Annotated in this window: 15 protein-coding genes; 5 read left to right on the top strand and 10 right to left on the bottom strand. The window is 56.6% G+C overall.

Features of this window, described 5'->3' with window-relative positions; genetic code table 11:
* Positions 1-9 precede the first annotated feature (9 nt).
* From FRY97_RS11405 to FRY97_RS11375, 7 genes are all read right to left on the bottom strand, one after another.
* Positions 10-2988, bottom strand: a complete 2979-nt coding sequence (locus FRY97_RS11405; RefSeq protein ID WP_147167661.1) for a SusC/RagA family TonB-linked outer membrane protein — start codon at positions 2986-2988, stop codon at positions 10-12.
* Positions 2989-3106: 118 nt separating this feature from the next.
* Complete coding sequence (locus tag FRY97_RS11400; RefSeq protein ID WP_147167660.1) at positions 3107-3580, bottom strand: DUF4112 domain-containing protein; 474 nt, start codon at positions 3578-3580, stop codon at positions 3107-3109.
* A 126-nt stretch (positions 3581-3706) separates the two neighbouring features.
* Positions 3707-3844, bottom strand: a complete 138-nt coding sequence (locus FRY97_RS23145; protein WP_246141695.1) for a DUF4177 domain-containing protein — start codon at positions 3842-3844, stop codon at positions 3707-3709.
* Between the two features lie 269 nt (positions 3845-4113).
* Entirely contained in the window at positions 4114-4842 is a 729-nt protein-coding gene (locus FRY97_RS11390) for a metallophosphoesterase (protein WP_147167658.1), read from the bottom strand.
* 81 nt (positions 4843-4923) lie between these two features.
* On the bottom strand, positions 4924-5478 hold the full coding sequence (locus FRY97_RS11385) for a GNAT family N-acetyltransferase (RefSeq protein ID WP_211356854.1): 555 nt from the start codon (positions 5476-5478) through the stop codon (positions 4924-4926).
* Positions 5479-5520: 42 nt separating this feature from the next.
* The gene (locus FRY97_RS11380) at positions 5521-6417 is read right to left on the bottom strand and encodes a hypothetical protein (RefSeq protein ID WP_147167657.1); all 897 of its coding nucleotides are present in this window, start codon (positions 6415-6417) and stop codon (positions 5521-5523) included.
* Positions 6418-6442: 25 nt separating this feature from the next.
* Positions 6443-8809, bottom strand: a complete 2367-nt coding sequence (locus FRY97_RS11375; RefSeq protein ID WP_147167656.1) for a S9 family peptidase — start codon at positions 8807-8809, stop codon at positions 6443-6445.
* A gap of 175 nt (positions 8810-8984) precedes the next feature.
* On the opposite strand from FRY97_RS11375, the gene FRY97_RS11370 reads away from it, so the two are divergent.
* A complete protein-coding gene (locus FRY97_RS11370) occupies positions 8985-9419 on the top strand; it encodes a cytochrome B (RefSeq protein ID WP_147167655.1) in 435 nt (144 codons plus the stop codon).
* Between the two features lie 78 nt (positions 9420-9497).
* Here FRY97_RS11370 and FRY97_RS11365 read toward each other — a convergent pair whose 3' ends face one another.
* Positions 9498-10514, bottom strand: coding sequence for a hypothetical protein (locus tag FRY97_RS11365; RefSeq protein ID WP_147167654.1), 1017 nt, complete (start codon positions 10512-10514; stop codon positions 9498-9500).
* Positions 10515-11040: 526 nt separating this feature from the next.
* Between FRY97_RS11365 and FRY97_RS11360 the strand changes: the two genes are divergently transcribed.
* Genes FRY97_RS11360 through era form a run of 3 tightly spaced genes read left to right on the top strand, consistent with a single transcriptional unit; the run spans position 11041 to position 13532 of the window.
* Positions 11041-12015, top strand: coding sequence for a sterol desaturase family protein (locus FRY97_RS11360; RefSeq protein WP_147167653.1), 975 nt, complete (start codon positions 11041-11043; stop codon positions 12013-12015).
* Between the two features lie 14 nt (positions 12016-12029).
* Positions 12030-12623: a hypothetical protein gene (locus FRY97_RS11355; RefSeq protein ID WP_147167652.1), complete on the top strand. Its 594-nt coding sequence runs from the start codon at positions 12030-12032 to the stop codon at positions 12621-12623.
* A gap of 18 nt (positions 12624-12641) precedes the next feature.
* Entirely contained in the window at positions 12642-13532 is an 891-nt protein-coding gene (gene era / locus FRY97_RS11350; protein ID WP_147167651.1) for a GTPase Era, read from the top strand.
* Positions 13533-13692: 160 nt separating this feature from the next.
* On the opposite strand, the gene FRY97_RS11345 is transcribed toward era, so the two are convergent.
* The gene (locus FRY97_RS11345; RefSeq protein WP_147167650.1) at positions 13693-14007 is read right to left on the bottom strand and encodes a hypothetical protein; all 315 of its coding nucleotides are present in this window, start codon (positions 14005-14007) and stop codon (positions 13693-13695) included.
* 18 nt (positions 14008-14025) lie between these two features.
* Between FRY97_RS11345 and FRY97_RS11340 the strand changes: the two genes are divergently transcribed.
* Positions 14026-15711, top strand: a complete 1686-nt coding sequence (locus FRY97_RS11340; protein ID WP_147167649.1) for a right-handed parallel beta-helix repeat-containing protein — start codon at positions 14026-14028, stop codon at positions 15709-15711.
* Here the strand turns inward: FRY97_RS11340 and FRY97_RS11335 are convergent.
* Complete coding sequence (locus FRY97_RS11335; RefSeq protein ID WP_147167648.1) at positions 15674-16546, bottom strand: 5-oxoprolinase subunit C family protein; 873 nt, start codon at positions 16544-16546, stop codon at positions 15674-15676. The genes FRY97_RS11340 and FRY97_RS11335 overlap by 38 nt on opposite strands.

Below are 16546 nucleotides of genomic sequence, written 5' to 3'. Positions count from 1 at the left end.
ATTTGTCATTTAGAGGGTCAGGTTGAGCCCAAACATAAAAGCCTGGGCTTCGGGGAAACGGAAACGATAAGCTGCTACCCCATTGCGGCCTGCCCGGGCGCGGGTGCTGTACAGATAGCCCAGGTTGTTGGCTTGCGCTTGCACAGAAAGCCGGGTGATACCAATGGCATCCAGCCATCTGGCCGGCAGCTGATATTGCAGGCTGGCATTGGCTAAGCGCAGGAAGTCGTTGTCGAACAGATAGCGGGTGTTGTTGCGCTGTATGGGCGTGCTCTGATGCAGGCGGGGCGTGTCGGTCAGATCACCGGGCTGCTGCCAGCGGTCCAGCTGATTGGCACTTTGGTTGTTGATCAGGATTTGCCGCCCGTCGGTAAAAGTGAGGGGGTCGACCAGTACATCCCCGCCATAAGAGTAGCTGACCAAGACGTCCAGGGTAAGCCCTTTGTAAGAAAAGGTATTGGACACCCCTCCGTACCAATCGGGCGCAGACTGCCCCACAGGCACCCAATTTTCAGGCTCGTTGAGCAGCCGGTGGTCATCTGTGATACTGCCATCGGGCAGGAAGAAGAGCTGCTTACCGTTGTAGGGGTCAATGCCAGCAAAAGGGACGCCGTACAGCACGCTCGAATTTTCGCCAACGACCAGCCCGCGGCTGTTGAACGTGCTTGCGGGGAAGCGCTCTGCATCAATGCGGGTCAGCTGATTGCGGTTGCGGGCAATATTGAACCGGGTGGACCACCTCAGCTCTCCCTGAATGTTCACCGTCTGTATGCTGGCTTCCCAGCCAACGTTCCGCTGATCGGCAGCATTGGTCACAATATTAGCGAAGCCGCTCTCCAAAGGCACTGGTATGGTGTAAATGGCATCTTCTGTAAAATTGCGGTAATGCTCTACCGTAGCTTTGAGCCGCCCCTGCAAAAACTCCAGGTCGATAGCGAAGTTGTACTTGCGCACCAGCTCCCAAGTAAGGGATTCATTGGCCGGGGCGGTGGGGGCTAGCCCGATGTTGCCACCATAGAGGTAGGCGGGGCTATAGCCGTACAGCCCCCGTGCGCTGTAGGTGCCCAAACGGGAATTTCCGGTAAGGCCATAAGAAAAGCGGAGCTTGCCAAAGCTGAGCCAGCCGGCCTCTGCCAAGGCTGCCTCTTCGGAAAAAGCCCAAGCCAGGCCGGCAGAGAAAAAGTTGCCCGCCTGCACATCGCCCCCAAATATAGAGGAAGCATCCCGCCGGGCGCTCACGGTAAAGTAATAACGGTAGGCATAGTCGTAGGAAGCCTGAGCATAAAACGACTGCGTAGCATCTTGGTAGTTGGACTCGTCAGCATCAATGTCTGACACATCCACCGTCCAGAACTCCCTCAGCTGATCGGAAGGGAAATTGGAGGCCGTGATGCGCTGCCTGTAGGTCGTCTGCTGATTAGCCTCTGTGCCAGCAAGTGCACTGAGGTGGTGCTCTCCGAAGGCTTTTTGATAGCTGGCCTGAGCGTTGGCCACCCACTGCAGGTTGCCGCGGGTGAACCGCCGCCCCCGCCCGTTGACGGTGCGGCCAGAGCCATTAAGAGCAGAGAAGTACTGATACTGCAGCTGAAGGTAGCCGTCTATGCCCCCCATGGCCCTGAGCTGCAGGCCCGGCACTGGCTCATAGGTAAGCTGCAGGTTGTTGTTGACCGAATAAGCGTGGTGAAAAAACTCGTTCTGAGCCAAAGCTGCCAACGGGTTGGGCCGGTTGATGAAAAAGCCGCCGTTATTGAAGGAGCCGTCTGCGTTGAAAGGGGATTGGTTGGGCGGATAAGTGAAAGCGCCAAAGTCGCTGAAAGAAGCTTTGTACACATAGCCGCCGGAAAAGCCAAAACGGAGGCTCAGCTTATCGCTCAGGCCCGTATTGAGGTTGGAGCGCAGTGTGATGCGCTCCAGCCCGTTGCCCCTTGAAATGGCATTCTCTTTGAAATAGCCTGCCGACAAGTAAAACTTTGTTTTGTCGTTGCCCCCATTCAGGGAAAGGCTGGCATTGGTCACGGAGCCCTGCCGCTGCGTCAGTGCCGGCCAATCGGTCTCTACATCAATAGGGCCGGCATCCTCCGGGTTGCCGCCAGAGTTGAAGAGGGTTTCCCTGGCCAGAGAGATATACTCTTCTGTATCCAGGTAGCGTACAGGGTTGATCAGGCGGGAAAAACCCGTGCTCACCCCCCCGGTGATCTTGGTACGCCCTGCTTTGCCCTGCTTGGTGGTAATCAGGATGACCCCATTGGCTGCGTTGGCCCCATAAATGGCTGTAGCCGAAGCATCCTTCAAAACGGTGATCGACTCAATGTCCTCCGGGCGGACAAACATCAGTGGGTTGAGCTGTTGGTCCAGGGTGGTGCTGAAAGGGGTATTGGCGGTGTTCGTCTCAGACACATCGTACAGGGGCACCCCGTCCAAAACGAACAACGGCTGCCCGGATGCTACTACGTCATTGGAATTGACCGGAGGCAGAGAGTTGTTGCCGCGTATGCGCACCTGCACGGGCAGCCCCGGCTCCCCGGTATTGAGCTCAACTTGTACGCCCGCTATCTGGCCATCGAGCATTTTATCAAAACTTTCCACAGGGCGCTGCGGCAGCAGCTCGTCTCCGCTCACCTGCTCATAGCTGCCCACGATGTCCCTCTGCTTCTGCTCCCCTGTGTAGGCAGTGACCACGACCTCGTCTATCATCTGTACGTCCTCCCGCAGTAGCACGTCCACCCGGGAACGCCCAGCCACCGTTATCGTCTGAGGCTGCATGCCCGTATAAGAGAACAGCAGTACGGCACTGCTGTCCGGCAGGGCAAGGCTGTACCGCCCTTCGAAATCGGTAGCTGTGCCCCGCCCAGTGCCTTTGAGCAGTATCGTTGCACCGATGAGGGGCTCTCCCGAAGTACTGCGCACTGTGCCAGAAACGGTTTGCACCTGAGACCAGCCCCCGTAAGCGCAAAAGAGAAACATAACCACTGTAGCGAACCTGCCCATAAGCCTGCTTTTTTACCTTAAGGTAAAGATAAATAGGCAATCCCGGATGCTGTGCCACGATTGAGCAGAATACTCAGAATATACCTAACTCGGTGTAGGCACAACTTTACCACGGCATTCAAAAAATATAGCCCAAAACACTGCCCACGGCCCATACGGCCAGCCACGCAAAAGCAGACAGCACTATTAGGACGAGCAGGGCTGCACCGATCAGTACGCTCCAGGCACTGCCTTGGTGCCGCCCTTCCTGATAATGCTCCCGCAGCAAAGCGATATTGCGCCGGTTGGCCTTAAAGCTCAAGTCGAACAGGTCGCCCAATACAGGGATGAGGCCGGCCAGGGTGTCCAAAAGGATATTGCCGAGCATTTTGGCCACGACCCTACCGCTAGCGCCCTGCCTGGCCATGCCGATGACTAAAATGCCAGATATGGCCAGCCCGGCAAAGTCCCCCACGCCAGGGAACAGGCCTATGATGAAATCCAGCCCAAAACGGATAGACGTGCCCGGCACCCGGAAACGGCTGTCCATGAGGTTAGACAAGGTATCAAGCCAGCCAAAATCAGGCTGTGATGGGTACTGTGGTTGCTCCATGATTTACCAAACTTGATGCGCTAAGGGTTATTGCAGGGGTATAACGTTGCTTCCCCGCCTACGCTATGCCTGAGCGTGGTTAAAAATAGCTCATTTTTCCTGCTCCACGCCCCTGACGCATCGAGCCTATTGCTTATCGCGTTCGAAATAAAGGTAAAAGTACATGCCTTCGCCAAAATCTTCCACATCCGTAGAGGCCAAGCGCCAGCCTTCAGCTGCGTACTCATTGAGCTTCTGTTGGATGTCTTGGGAAGAGGCTTTCAAGATGTGCTCCCTGTCGAAGGTGATCTTGCTGAAGTACAGCAGCGATTCCAGATGGTATTCTTTCCTATCGGGGGTAAAATTTAGGGGGATGAACCAATATGCTGCAAGCTTTAGTGCCAGGGCATAGCCGGACTAGCGCTGCGCAGGGGTGGCAGCCCGTTAGGGCCGAGCGAAGAGCGAGCCCCGGAGCATAGCGACCCCTGCCGCTAGGCAGGGGGAGGCCACACCCAAAGGCAGCCTGATTTTGTGCCAGGCTTTAGAACAAGGTATCAAAAATAACGGACTGTATGCATCAGCCCTTCTTCATTGTAATCTATGACCCTTAGGCCAGGGCGGTAGTGATCTACGCCAAATACTTCAGAGGCCTGGCTGATCTGGAAAAAGCAGGAAGGGGTAATGTGGACCGAGGTATTGCGCATGGAGACGGTCTTCTCAGCGTGGTAATGCCCGGTAAAGACATGTACCGGATAAGGATGGGCGAATAGGATGCGCTGCACCTCTTCCATATTGCGGAGGCTGTGCTTCGAATCCATAAATGGTACGCCGCCTGGCAGGGGCGGATGGTGCATGAAAATGAGGGCTTCCCTCCTTAAGGCAGAGAGTTCTTCCTTCAGCCATGCTTGTTGGCTGGCTGGCAGCTCGTAGTAGGTGGTATCCAAAAAAAAGGCAGAAAGGCCGCCATAGTCCTGCCTGAAGTAAAGGGCACCGTCTTTTAGCCGGGCGGCCACCCCAAATGCCTGGGCCAGTAGGCTGGGGTCGTCGTGATTGCCAGACATGACCTCGTAAGGGATGCCTGTTTGGTCGAGCTTGGGGCGGATCCAGCGGTAGATCTCCACGTCCCCGTCGCGGTAGCAAAGGTCGCCAGAAATGACAAGCAGGTCCGGTTTTTGATCGCTAGCCGCTTGCAGGGCTTTTAAAAAGTTGCCGCGCACATCCACGCCGTAGGTATCTTCCCCTTCCCGGCCGATGTGCAGATCTGTAAGTTGTACAATTCTCATAGTATGGGGTTCTCTTCGTGCTGTGGGAGGGTAGAACGCCCTTCCCCTGCCGAAAATTTCAAGCAGGGCAGGGTTTGTGCCTTACCCGGCAGTGGCCGCCTGCCTAAACTGTGCGGGGGAGACGAGGTAGTAGCGCACAGGCTCAGGATCGTTGGGCAGGAACCGGATACGGTCGAACACAAAGCCAAGGCGCTTCAGCAGCCCTTGCGAAGCTTCGTTCCCTTCGCTTGTTATAGCAGCTACCTGCGGCATTTGCAAGGGGCCGAAAGCCAGCTCAAGCAGGCGGGCTGCGGCTTCCCGCGCATAGCCTTGCCCTTCGTACTGAGGGAGCAGGGCAAACCCCAGGTCCACTATTTCCAGCCCCTGTCGTTCGTAGAGCCCACAGCAGCCAATCAGCTCGCCATCTGACTGCCGCGCCAGTGTATAATTGGCAAAGCCCAGGCGGTCATATTGGGGGCGCATACGCTCCCGGATATAGGCTTCTGCAGCGGCCACATCGTACACGCCCCGGTCGCCGATGTATTGCAGCCATTTGGGGGTATTGAGCAGCTCAAGGATAAAAGGGGCGTGGTGCACATCCGTTGCTGCCATGCGCAAGCGGGCGGTCTCCAGCAAAGGGTAAAGGTGGGCAGGCATAAGGGTAATCGTTTAAAGCATGTTTGAAACGCTTGAACGCGCTTATTCCGGCTTATTGCCGGAGCTGCGTATGTTGACCAGCTTGCGCAGCAGGTCGAACCAGAACGGGGCGCCCAGGGACACCGCCAGGGCCGTCACGGTCCACCCCAGGAGCTTCAGCAAGGCATCGTAAGGGGTCACCTCTGACCAAATGACGTTTTTCCAGCCCAGGCCGAGGGGAGAGCTCACGGTTTCAATCTGATTGTTCACCAGGCCTTCGAGTTTGGCCAGGGAAGCGTTGAATTCAGGCGATAGCTGCACCGGATCGATCTGCGCCCCACTCTGCCCGTCCGCATAATCCTCGGCCAGGGCAATGACCTGCTGAAGGGTCTCGGGGTCAGATTCCAACCGTTCGTAGATGGCCAGGGTATCGGCATTGAAGACGATGGCGATAAGGAAGCCCATGCCCACCAATATTTTTTGGGTGTAACGTTTGTACCAGCCTGAGGCCCGGTCCATGACATCGTTGTACCAGGTCTGCACCTTGCCCTTGAATACGTCTACATCTGACTCTGCTTCCCTGAGGAACTGCCGCAGCACCTTCTTGAGGTCGTCGTCTGGCAGGGTCTCAATGCGGCCTTCCAGCTCATCAAAAGCTTTGCCGTCCAGGACAACATCCATGAGGATAGACTGAAAGGAGCGGGCGCTGAGGTAGGATGGAGCATACCGCCGCTTGCCGTATTTGTAGGACAGCTGCTTGTAAAGGGCATTGTCTTTGAATGCAGACAGCAGGCGGTCGTCTACATCAGTCGTTGCCAGCATATTGCGCAAGGCTTTCTCAAGGTTGCGGCCGCGCAGTGCAAAAAGGGAAGCGATGAGCTCCATCAGCGTGGTGGCGAGGAGGCTCAGCAGGAGGAGGACGAAAACCAGGCCGATCACAACCTGTAGCATACCTAACATAGGATTTTAGTTTGTGCTCCTAGGGCTACTTGCGGAGCTGGGTTTGGAATAATTTAAAGATGCGCTTGTACTCGTCGGCCCAGCTGCTCGGCTCCACAAAGCCGTGGGGCTCCATCGGGAAGAGGGCCATCTCCCAGTTGTCTTTGCCCAGTTCGATGAGGCGTTGGGACAAGCGCACCACATCCTGAAACTGAACGTTGTCGTCTACCATGCCATGCAGGATGAGCAAGTGCCCTTGTAAGCCCTCCGCATGATAGATGGGCGAGCTGCGGCGGAAAGCGATGCTGTCTTCCTGTGGGGTGTTCAGGATATTGGAGGTATAAGGATGATTGTAGTGGGCCCAGTCGGTAACGGAACGCAGGGCAGCCCCGCAGGCAAAAGTCTCCGGGCTGTTGAATAAGGCCATAAGGGTGATGAAGCCGCCGTAAGAGCCGCCGTAGATGCCCATACGCGAAGGGTCGCAGCCTAGCTCCTCTGCCAGGTAGCGTGCGCCGTCCACCTGATCGCTCAGGTCTTTGCCGCCCATATACCGGTAAATGCCTGTCCGCCAGTCGCGGCCGTAGCCGTCGCTGCCGCGGTAGTCGATATCGAGCACGGTATAGCCGTTGTCTGCCAGCAGGTTGTGAAACATATATTCCCGGTAATAGCTGCTCCACCATCGGTGCACATTTTGCAAGTAGCCGGCCCCGTGGACAAAGATTACGGCGGGGCCGCCCTTGCTCCCGCCCTTAGGCTGATATAAACGGGCAGGCACTTTTGCGCCATCGGCTGCAGAGAAGGTAATGACCTTGGGCTCCCGCCAGGGGTAAGCGTCAAAATCAGGCGTAGTAGAGGAGGTCACCTGCTTGGGCGTGGCACCTGCGCGGTTGGGCATGACAAAGAGCTCCCAGGGCTTATTGCTGTAGGAATAGCGGATAGCCAGGTGTTTTTCATCGGGCGAAAGGCTGACTTCGTGTTTGCCGGGAGCCGTGGTAATGCGCTGCAGCTCCCCTGTCTTTACCGAAAGGTGGTAAAAGTGCTGCTCGTGGGGCCCTTCTGCGTTAACGGTCAGGAAAAAAGTCTCCTTGTCCCGGGAAAGGCTTGCTTCCCTCACCTCAAAAGGGCCGCTCGTGAGCGCTCTGCGCTCGCCGGTGGAAAGGTTGTGGACGTAAAGGTGGCTATAACCTGTAGCTTCCGACTGAAAGTACACTTCCTCTTCATTGAGCCAGCCTAGCGTGCCAGTGGAAAAGTTCCAGCCAGAGATGCCAGGGCCACCGACCCAGGCCTCGTCCCGCTGATGATCTATCTCCTCCAAAGCGCCTGTAGCCAAGTCTAGGCGGGCAATCCAACGGCTTTTGTTGTCTTGCGCGCGTACCGTCACTACAGCCTGCCCCTCTTCGCTGAATACGGGGCTATGTATGATGACTGCTCGGGGGTTGTCATAAGCCCGTGCCGTATCTCCATAGACTTCCAGTTTGTACGCTGGCTTTTGGCGGATGCCGCTCAGGGCTTCGGTGCTTACCATATAGAAAGTGTCCCGGCCGCGGTCGTAAATGCCCATCTCATGCGTATCCTGCGGGTGCCCTACCTTTGGGCGGGCCTTGCTGATGTCCAGATAACCTGAGCCATCGACAAATGCGGGGACCTGCGTCCGTTTAGCCTCTGCAGATTGGGTGAGGCGGAAGGTGACGTAGCGGGCATCGGGGGTGTGCTGTAGGTTGGACAGGCGTTGGCCTTTCAGGTAAAACGGAGCGGGGCGCTTGGGCTCCAAGGCCTCCCGCTCGGCTTTGCGCAGGCGGTCTTGCGCCGCACGCCAGCGGAGCACCTCAAACAGCTCGTCCTGTTGTGCTTCAAGCCAGCTGTCCTGTCCGCCAGGCGTTCCTTCTTTGCGCTCCGCCCCTTCCCGGAAGTTGGTCAGCTGCTCCAGCTGCCCGTCTTGGAGGGAGAGCTGGAAGAGGTTGTCGCCAGATTGGTACACCACGGCCTGCCCGCCGGGGGCGAAAGCCGGGCTGTACTCCCCGCCCAGGGTGTTCGTCAGCTGACGGGCAAGGCCAGCCCCTACTTCGTAGAGGAAGAGGTCACCGTTTTTGCTGTACACCATGCGGGAGTAGTCTTCGTTGTAGGCGCCAAGCCGTGGCAGGGCCATCTGCTCCTGCAGGCTCAGTGGTTTGGGCTCCGCCCCTTGAGCTGTGGTGCGGTAGCCGCTCCGCAGGGTATCCATGCCTGGGTTCCAAGAAAAATGAACCTCCTGGCTATTGGGGTGCCAGGAGATATCTTCGGGCAGGAAACCGACAAAGCGCTCCCCCTGCATGATCTGCTCGACGGTCAGAGGCGAACGATTGGGGACGGGCTGAGCGAAGGAAAGCGTAAAGGCGGCAAGGCCTAAAAAGAGCGTAAGGGGAAAGCGGGCCATCGTTTTTCCGATAAAGGTAATAAAGTCCGTAAAACTGCCGGGGAGTTCTTAGCTTTGCAACGGCAGGGGCACAAAGAAATCTCTAGTATCCCAGTATAAAAAAGGGGTTCCTGCCCACTCCTGCCCTTGCAGTTGCAGGGGCTGCTGCTTCCATTGCGAACCAAAACTTGATTGTATGTACAATATGCTAAAACACGCACACTCTGGCCTGAGGTGGGTGCTGCTGCTCGCGCTGATTTTTGCTATCATCAAAGGCTACCAAGCTTGGAAAGGCGGGCAGGGCTTTTCCAAAAAAGCCAGCCTGTTCGGGCTGATTTTCACCCACGTGCAGCTGCTGATCGGGCTGTTGCTTTATGGCGTTTTCAGCCCTTTAGTCTCTTTTGGGGAGGGGTTTATGAAAAACAGCGTGACCCGCTTTTATACCGTTGAGCACTTGGCCATCATGCTGCTGGCCATCATCCTCATCACCGTTGGGTACAGCCGTGGCAAGCGCAAGAGCAACGATGCCGATGCAGGCAAATCGGTCTTCACCTTTTACCTCATTGGGCTGTTCCTGATTTTGCTCGGTATCCCTTGGCCTTTCCGAGGGCTCGGTGCCGGCTGGTTTTAGCGGTGCAGCTACCGCCTTAACCTCAAAAGCGCCCCGGCAGGATTGCCGGGGCGCTTTTTTGTGTGCCTTTGCCTGATCTTATTTGGTAGAGGCCGTAATCTCATTGTGCAGCACCCCGCTCTCCAGGTCGTCGTAAAAATCGCGCAGGTACTGCCAGATTTCCCGGCGCGAACGTTTGCTGAGCTCGTCGAACTGCTTCACGGTTTCCAGAAGGGCAATTTTCTGCTGCTTGAAATGGCTGGCCACTTCCTCCATTTCGGCAGCAGTCAGCACAGGCCCCTGATAAACGCGGTCGCCCACGGTGCGCTGCCCAATATCCGGATTGGGGATAGCGTAGGGGGCATCTACTATACCGGAGAAGTCGAAATCGTAAGGCGCCAGCCAATATTTTCCGCCATCTGCGGGCTTCATCACCTTGATGTTGCGCACCATAGGGACCGACCAGTCCATATTGCCGATCATATATTGAAAAAGGCTGTGGATGTGCAGGTTCTGAGCATCAAAATCTACAGCAGACATACCATAGCATTCCTCGCATTCCTTGCTGCCCATGCGGGCCGCCAGCTCATCTGTATCTTCCAGCAAAATCCCATAGCTGGTCAGGCGGCTGCCAGTCCATGCATCCACATAAGTCACCTGCACAAGCTGTGCACGGTAGGCATAGGCAGTCAGTTGGCTGTAAAGCTCATAGCTGAGGTATTCGCGCAGCACCGCCTCTTTGCCGCTTTCGCCCTCCATGCAGTGGGTCACAAGTTTGAGGTCATCAAAATCCTCCAGCCCCCGTTCGCGCAAGTCCTTTTTGGAAAAATCGATGCGCAAGGGCGGGAAGTCGCAGGTACGGCGGCGGAAACGCCCGCGGGCGCGGACCTCACTGAGCAGCTCCACCCAAGAGCCGTCGCTGTTTTTGAAACGGAACAGCGCCGGTTGCTCCCGGTTGTTCGAGACATTGGCGTGCAAGGTGTCCATATTGAGCTGCAGCTCAATCTCAAGGACTGTTGTATGCCCAAACATATCGAAGAGGGAAGGCTGCTCTGCCTGAGCAGATAAGGGCAAGAGCATAATGATCAAAGCAAGGGTCTTAACAATCGTGTTCATCAGTCAGTCAGTTGTGATTCGGGTGTCCCGGGGTTCAGCTTATTACTTTGGACAAGGGAAAGCGGATATGGTTCACGCCTTGTCTATCAGTTATTTATACGAGCAGGACAGGATATTGGATTTCGCCCGCCCCTTTTGTGCATGACGAGGGGCGTTGTGGTTTTGTTACGGCAAAAGAGCTGGGATTGGGCGTGAATTGCCAATTTCTTAGACAAGCCTGGATGGATTCTCGTTCAAACTGGCCCGCCTTAGCAAAGAGGGCGCTGTTTTTTACGGGTTGCAGGGCTTGGCACCGCTTTAACAGTATGGTAACCAAATAGTGGCCAGCCATTTAGCTTTGCCCAAATTTAAAAATCAAGATAAAACAACTGCCCTTTTTAAAAGACAGAGAACAGCATAAATACCAAACAAAAATTCACAAATACGTCAAATTATAAAAAGAAGGACAGGGAATACCCTTGTAGCTTGGGGATCGGAGCAGAAAACCCGTAATTAGCACAGATTACGCAAAAGCACACTGTACAATATGGACCACCCCAAGCTCACCCTGGAGCAGGTATTCGCCATGGACCTCCCGCCCATCATCATTTACGCCGCCCCTATCATGTTCGCCCTGGTCTTTGCCGAATACTACATCCGCCTGCGGAAGATGAAAGGCCCCTACGACACCAAAGACGCTTGGGCCGCCACTGCCGTCGGCATCGGCAACATCATTTCCTCTGCCCTGACCAAAGCGGCTACCTTTGGCGTGGTCTTGTTCTGCTACAACCTCGTGCCCTGGAGCCTGCCCGTGACTTGGTGGTCCTTCCTGCTCTGCCTCGTTGTGCTAGACTTTTGCAGGTACTGGGCCCACCGCCTCGCCCATGAGCAGCGCTTTTGGTGGGCCACCCACGTCACCCACCACAGCTCAGAACAGTACAACCTCACGGTAGCCTTCCGCTTGTCGTGGATACAACAGCTGAAGGTCGTCTTCTTCCTGCCCGTAGCCCTCATGGGCGTCCACCCTGTCGTATTCTTTATCGTGCATCAAATCGAAGTGCTGTACCAGTTTTGGCTGCACACCGAGCTGATCGGCAAGCTGCCCCGGCCCATTGAATTCCTGTTCACCACTCCATCCCACCACCGGGTGCACCATGCCACCAACGAAAAATACCTCGACAAGAACTATGGCTCCACCTTTATCATTTGGGACCGCTTGTTCGGCACCTTCCAAGAAGAAGAAGAGGCCCCGGACTACGGCATCCTCAAGCCCGTCAACTCCTACAACCCCGTATACCTTGTTTTTCATGAAGCACTAGACATTGCGCGCGACCTGCGCACCTACCGCTCCCCCCGCGCCTGGCGGCGCATCCTCTTCGGCAGCCCCAACCTCACCCTCGACAAACAAGCCTACGCAAGCCAGCCCCCTAAAGCAGAGCAGCCCCTCAACGGGCAAAACCCAACAAACCAATCGCCCCACCAACTTTCCGGAAGCTCAACGGTTATACCCAAAAAAACATAAAGGGACCAACCGCTATGCATGATATCGAGCCTTACTACAAATGGCGCAATAAATACATCGCAGCCCGCGACAGCCGCTCGCCTTTCTATGGGCGGACCTACAGCGAGTTTACCTTCACCAATAAAGTCTACAACTATTACATCCACCCTCAATGGGACGAATTCGGCTCCGCTACCCTCTACCTCAAGGTCCTTTTTGCCGACTATGAGGAGGGGTTCGTCATCATAGAGCTCATCGGAGAATGGAACGACTGCATAGACAACGACATCATGTTCCTCAAGCGCGATGTCATCGACCCTATGATCAAGGAAGGGCTACACAAGTTCATCCTTATCGTTGAGAACGTCCTGAATTTCCATGGCTCAGACGATGCCTACTACGAAGAGTGGTACGAAGATGTGGCCGATGAAGGCGGTTGGGTCTGTGTAGTCAATACCCTGCCCCACGTAGCTGATGAAATGAAAGAGACCCAATTGCAACAGTTTGTTAACTTTGGGGAAGAATTTAACAGCCTCAATTGGCGGCCCCACAAGCCCCAACTCTTTTTCAAGGCAGTGGACGCCCTGGTCAACGGCGAACTCCGGCGCTACTTGCCCGAAGAAGCCTAACGCAACAACCGCACCTGCATGCATAAATCTGGATTCGTCAACATCATCGGCCGGCCCAACGTCGGCAAGTCTACCCTCATGAACGCCCTCGTCGGGGAGCGCATGTCCATCATCACCAATAAACCGCAGACCACCCGCCACCGCATCATCGGGCTCGTCAGCGGAGACGACTTCCAGGCCGTCTTCTCTGATACGCCGGGCATCATCGATACCCCCTCCTATCTCATGCAGGAAGCCATGAACCGCTTCGCCCACTCCACCTTCGAAGATGGCGATATCATGCTCTTCGTTACCGAGCCTGCCGAAAAATACGAAGACGAAGACCCCATCCTGCAGCGCCTCCGCGAAGTGCAGGTCCCCCTCTTCCTTGTCATTAACAAAATCGACACCCTCGCCGATGAAGCCCTGCTGCAGCTCATCCAAGAGTGGAATCAGCGCATCCCCTTCACAGAAACCCTCCCCGTATCTGCCATGCAGCAGACCAATACCGATCGGCTCCTTCAGGTCATCCTGCAGCACTTGCCAGAAGGGCCCGCCTACTACCCCAAAGATCAGCTCACCGACCGGCCCGAACGGTTCTTCATCAGCGAGATCATCCGCGAAAAAATCCTCCTCCTTTACCAACAGGAAATCCCCTATTCCTGCGAAGTCATCGTCACTTCCTTCAAAGAAGATACGACCAAAAACGGCGACCCCCTCATCCGCATCGGAGCCGAAATCTTCGTCGCCCGTAAAACCCAAAAGTCCATCATCATCGGAAAAGGCGGCGGCGCCATCCGCAAGCTCGGCATGGAAGCACGCAAAGACATGGAAGAGTGGCTCGAAAGCAAAGTGTTCCTGGAGCTCCACGTCAAAGTCAAAGAAAACTGGCGCAACGACGAGCGCTCACTCAAACACTTTGGCTATTGATGCACAAGCCGTTCTTGGTTGATTAGGGCGCACCCCGCCCAAGGCAGCACCCCGGCAGCGGGGCCGCTACGCTACAGGGCCCGGCCAGCGCTGCCCGCGCTGTCTGCGGCCATAGGGCCGCACCCTTCCGCATCGCTCGCGCGGCCAGGCAAGTGCCTGTTCACACTTTCACCTCATAATCTTTAGAAATCTCTATCTTGTAATCGCGTATGGCCATAGCCTGATCGAACTGTACAGGGTCTATGCCCGTCTCTATCAGCTTCTCTACAGCCCCACCGCACTGCCGGCAAGCCCCCTGCACCAATACATCGCCTGCCGGGTTCAGCCAAAGCCGTTCTGGCAGCAGCTCAGCATTATCCGGCAGCCGGCAGCGGGGGCAGTGGGCCGACTGCAAAGCCGCCGGGTAAGCAGAGCCATAAGCTTTGCCCATGATCAGCTCTAAATCCTCTTCTCCAATTGAAATCGAAACGTACATCACAAAAGCGTTTTTTAAATGTCTTTACAAAACCTTTTTCCCCTCTTTGGGTTCACCCTACTGCTTGCCGCCTGCCAAACCGATAGCCCTCCCCTGCTCAGCCCCGGCATGGCCATCAACCAATCTATGACCTTCCAGGCAGATACCCTGCTGGCCCGCAGCGGAAGCCTCAGCCAGCCCGTCCTCACCATCGAAGGCGACGGCATCACCGTTGACTTCGGGGGCGCCCTCCTCATCGGATCGGCCAACGACAGCTTGCCCGACAGCTTCAGCGGCCTGGCCATAAGGGTGCGCAACAGCAAAAATATCACCCTTCGCAACCTGAACGCCAGAGGCTATCAGATGGCCATCTTGGCCGAAAACTGCGACAGCCTCACCATCGAACACTCCAACCTCAGCTACAACTACCGCCCTGCCTTGCCCGCACAGGGCGGCAAAGCGTGGCCTGAGAAAGCCGCTGCTGTTTACCTATACAACTGTCAAGCCCCTGCCCTCCAACACCTTACCGTGACAGGCGGGCAGCATGGCCTGCTGCTCGAAGACTGCCACAACGGGCAGCTCTCCGATAACGACATCCGCTTTAATTCAGGCATCGGCATTGGGCTTCAACAGAGCAGCAACAACCACATCCGCCACAATCTGCTCGACTGGAACGTTGGCGCACCCCTCAGCGCAGGCATACTGCTGAGCGGGCCTTCCCATGGCAACACCCTGGCCTACAACTCCGCCACCCACAACCAACAAGGCATCGCCCTCACCGGCAGCTGTAGCCGCAATATCATTTATGGCAACGACTGCTCCTTTGCCCTCGGCAGCGGCATCGCCCTCAATGGGCAAGAGCATATCGCTGCCGCCAATCAACTGCACAACTGCCAGTATGGCATCACAGGCGACAGCACCGCTCAGAGTTTATTGGCTGCCAATAGCTTCCAGAATTGTGGCACAGGCATCGCCCTGCGCTCGGCCCAAGGCAATACCCTGCGCTATAATACCTTTCAGGAAGGCGGCACAGGCGTGCAGCTCGATGGCTGCCGGGAAGAACACTTGCAGCACAATCGGTTTACAGCTGTGCAGTACCCCCTCTCAGCAGGCCTTTGCAGCGGCTTGGCCATCAACGACGACAACCTCTTTTGGGGCTTTGAAGTGCTTTTGTCCGCCCCTGCACCCAATGAAGGGCTGGTGCTCGTCAAAAACCGGATTGGGCCAGGCAGCTTAGGGCAGGCTGCGCCATTTGCTCGCAGCAACCCCCGTATCAAAAGCCTTGCAGGTACGCTGGAAGCCGAGCAATGGAGGGCAATGGAAGAGGATGGCTACCGGCCAGCGCCCTTGCCGGGCAGGCCGCCCTTCCACCTCGCTCCGCCCCTGCGCAGTGGGCAGGCATTCATCCTGACCGGAAAATGGGGGCCCTATGACTTCCGCCGGCCAATAGCCGTGCTCAGGGACACCGCAGATGGGCAATTCACCTTCCTACTACTCGCCCCCAATGGCAATTGGCGGCTTACCGGGGGGGAGGGGTTTAGCCGGGTCACCCCAAAGACAGGGACCTTCCCCGTGACCCTGACGGCCCAACCCCAGCAGGGCGCAGAGCAGCAAAGACTAGCATTCGAGTTTATCGGAGAGGGCATCGTCAATGAATATGGGCAAGCCCTGAAAAAAGGGGCCTACGTCACTTTTGGCTGGGCCAGCCCTCCGGGTGAAAAGTAAAAGTGGCGCCAGGGCCTAACTGAGCAGCCAGCGGTATATCGGCTTCGTGCAGCTGCCCAAGCCGAGGGTAGCCCCCTGTCGTTTGAGCATCCGCCAACAGCAATATCGGCTGCCCGCTGCGTGTAACCTGGAGGGTGCCCGGCAGCACTGGCGAAGAAATAAGCTCTTCCACACCGGCTGGCCAGGGAAGGCTCGACTCCAACCGGCAGCCCATACGGCCTGCCACCTTGCTCACCCGGTGGGACGAAGCCCAAAAGGGACGAAGCACAGCCTCAGCCCAAATACCATGCTCTGGCCCAGGCAACAGGCGCAGGGCTGCTGGGCTATGGAAACGGGGCTGCAGGTAGACAGGGATGGCACGGGGGGCCATCCTTGGCATTGGGGTTATACGGATTGTGCTGCCCCGCTCAACAGCCGGGAGCAGCCCTTCAGCCCCAGGCAGGCGGGAGACACTGCCAAGCCAACGCGGCACTTCCCAATGCCCTCGGATAGCCAGATAAGCCCGGCAGCCTTGCCGGGCACGGCCAATGTACAACACCCCTTCCGCAGGCACATCCACGGTATGCCAGGCAGGCATGCGCACCCCGTTGAGGAGCAAGGGGCAATCTGCGCCCGTGAGAGCTACCTGAGCCGGAGCTGAAAAGTACAGCCGGGGGCCCTGCACGGTTATCTCCAACAAGGGCGCGCCCGGTGCATGGCCGACTAGCTGATTGGCCAGCATAGCAGAGCGGGCATCCAACGCCCCTCCGACAGGCACGCCAAAGGCTTCGTAGCCCGGCCGGCCACCATCTTGATAGCTGGTCTGCAAGCCCGTAGAAAGGATAGTCACCTCCAT

This window comes from Phaeodactylibacter luteus (genome assembly GCF_007993045.1).
Lineage (GTDB): Bacteria > Bacteroidota > Bacteroidia > Chitinophagales > Saprospiraceae > Phaeodactylibacter > Phaeodactylibacter luteus.
Note: the sequence above shows the minus strand (reverse complement) of the source record. Positions and strands in the feature narration are given on the sequence as shown.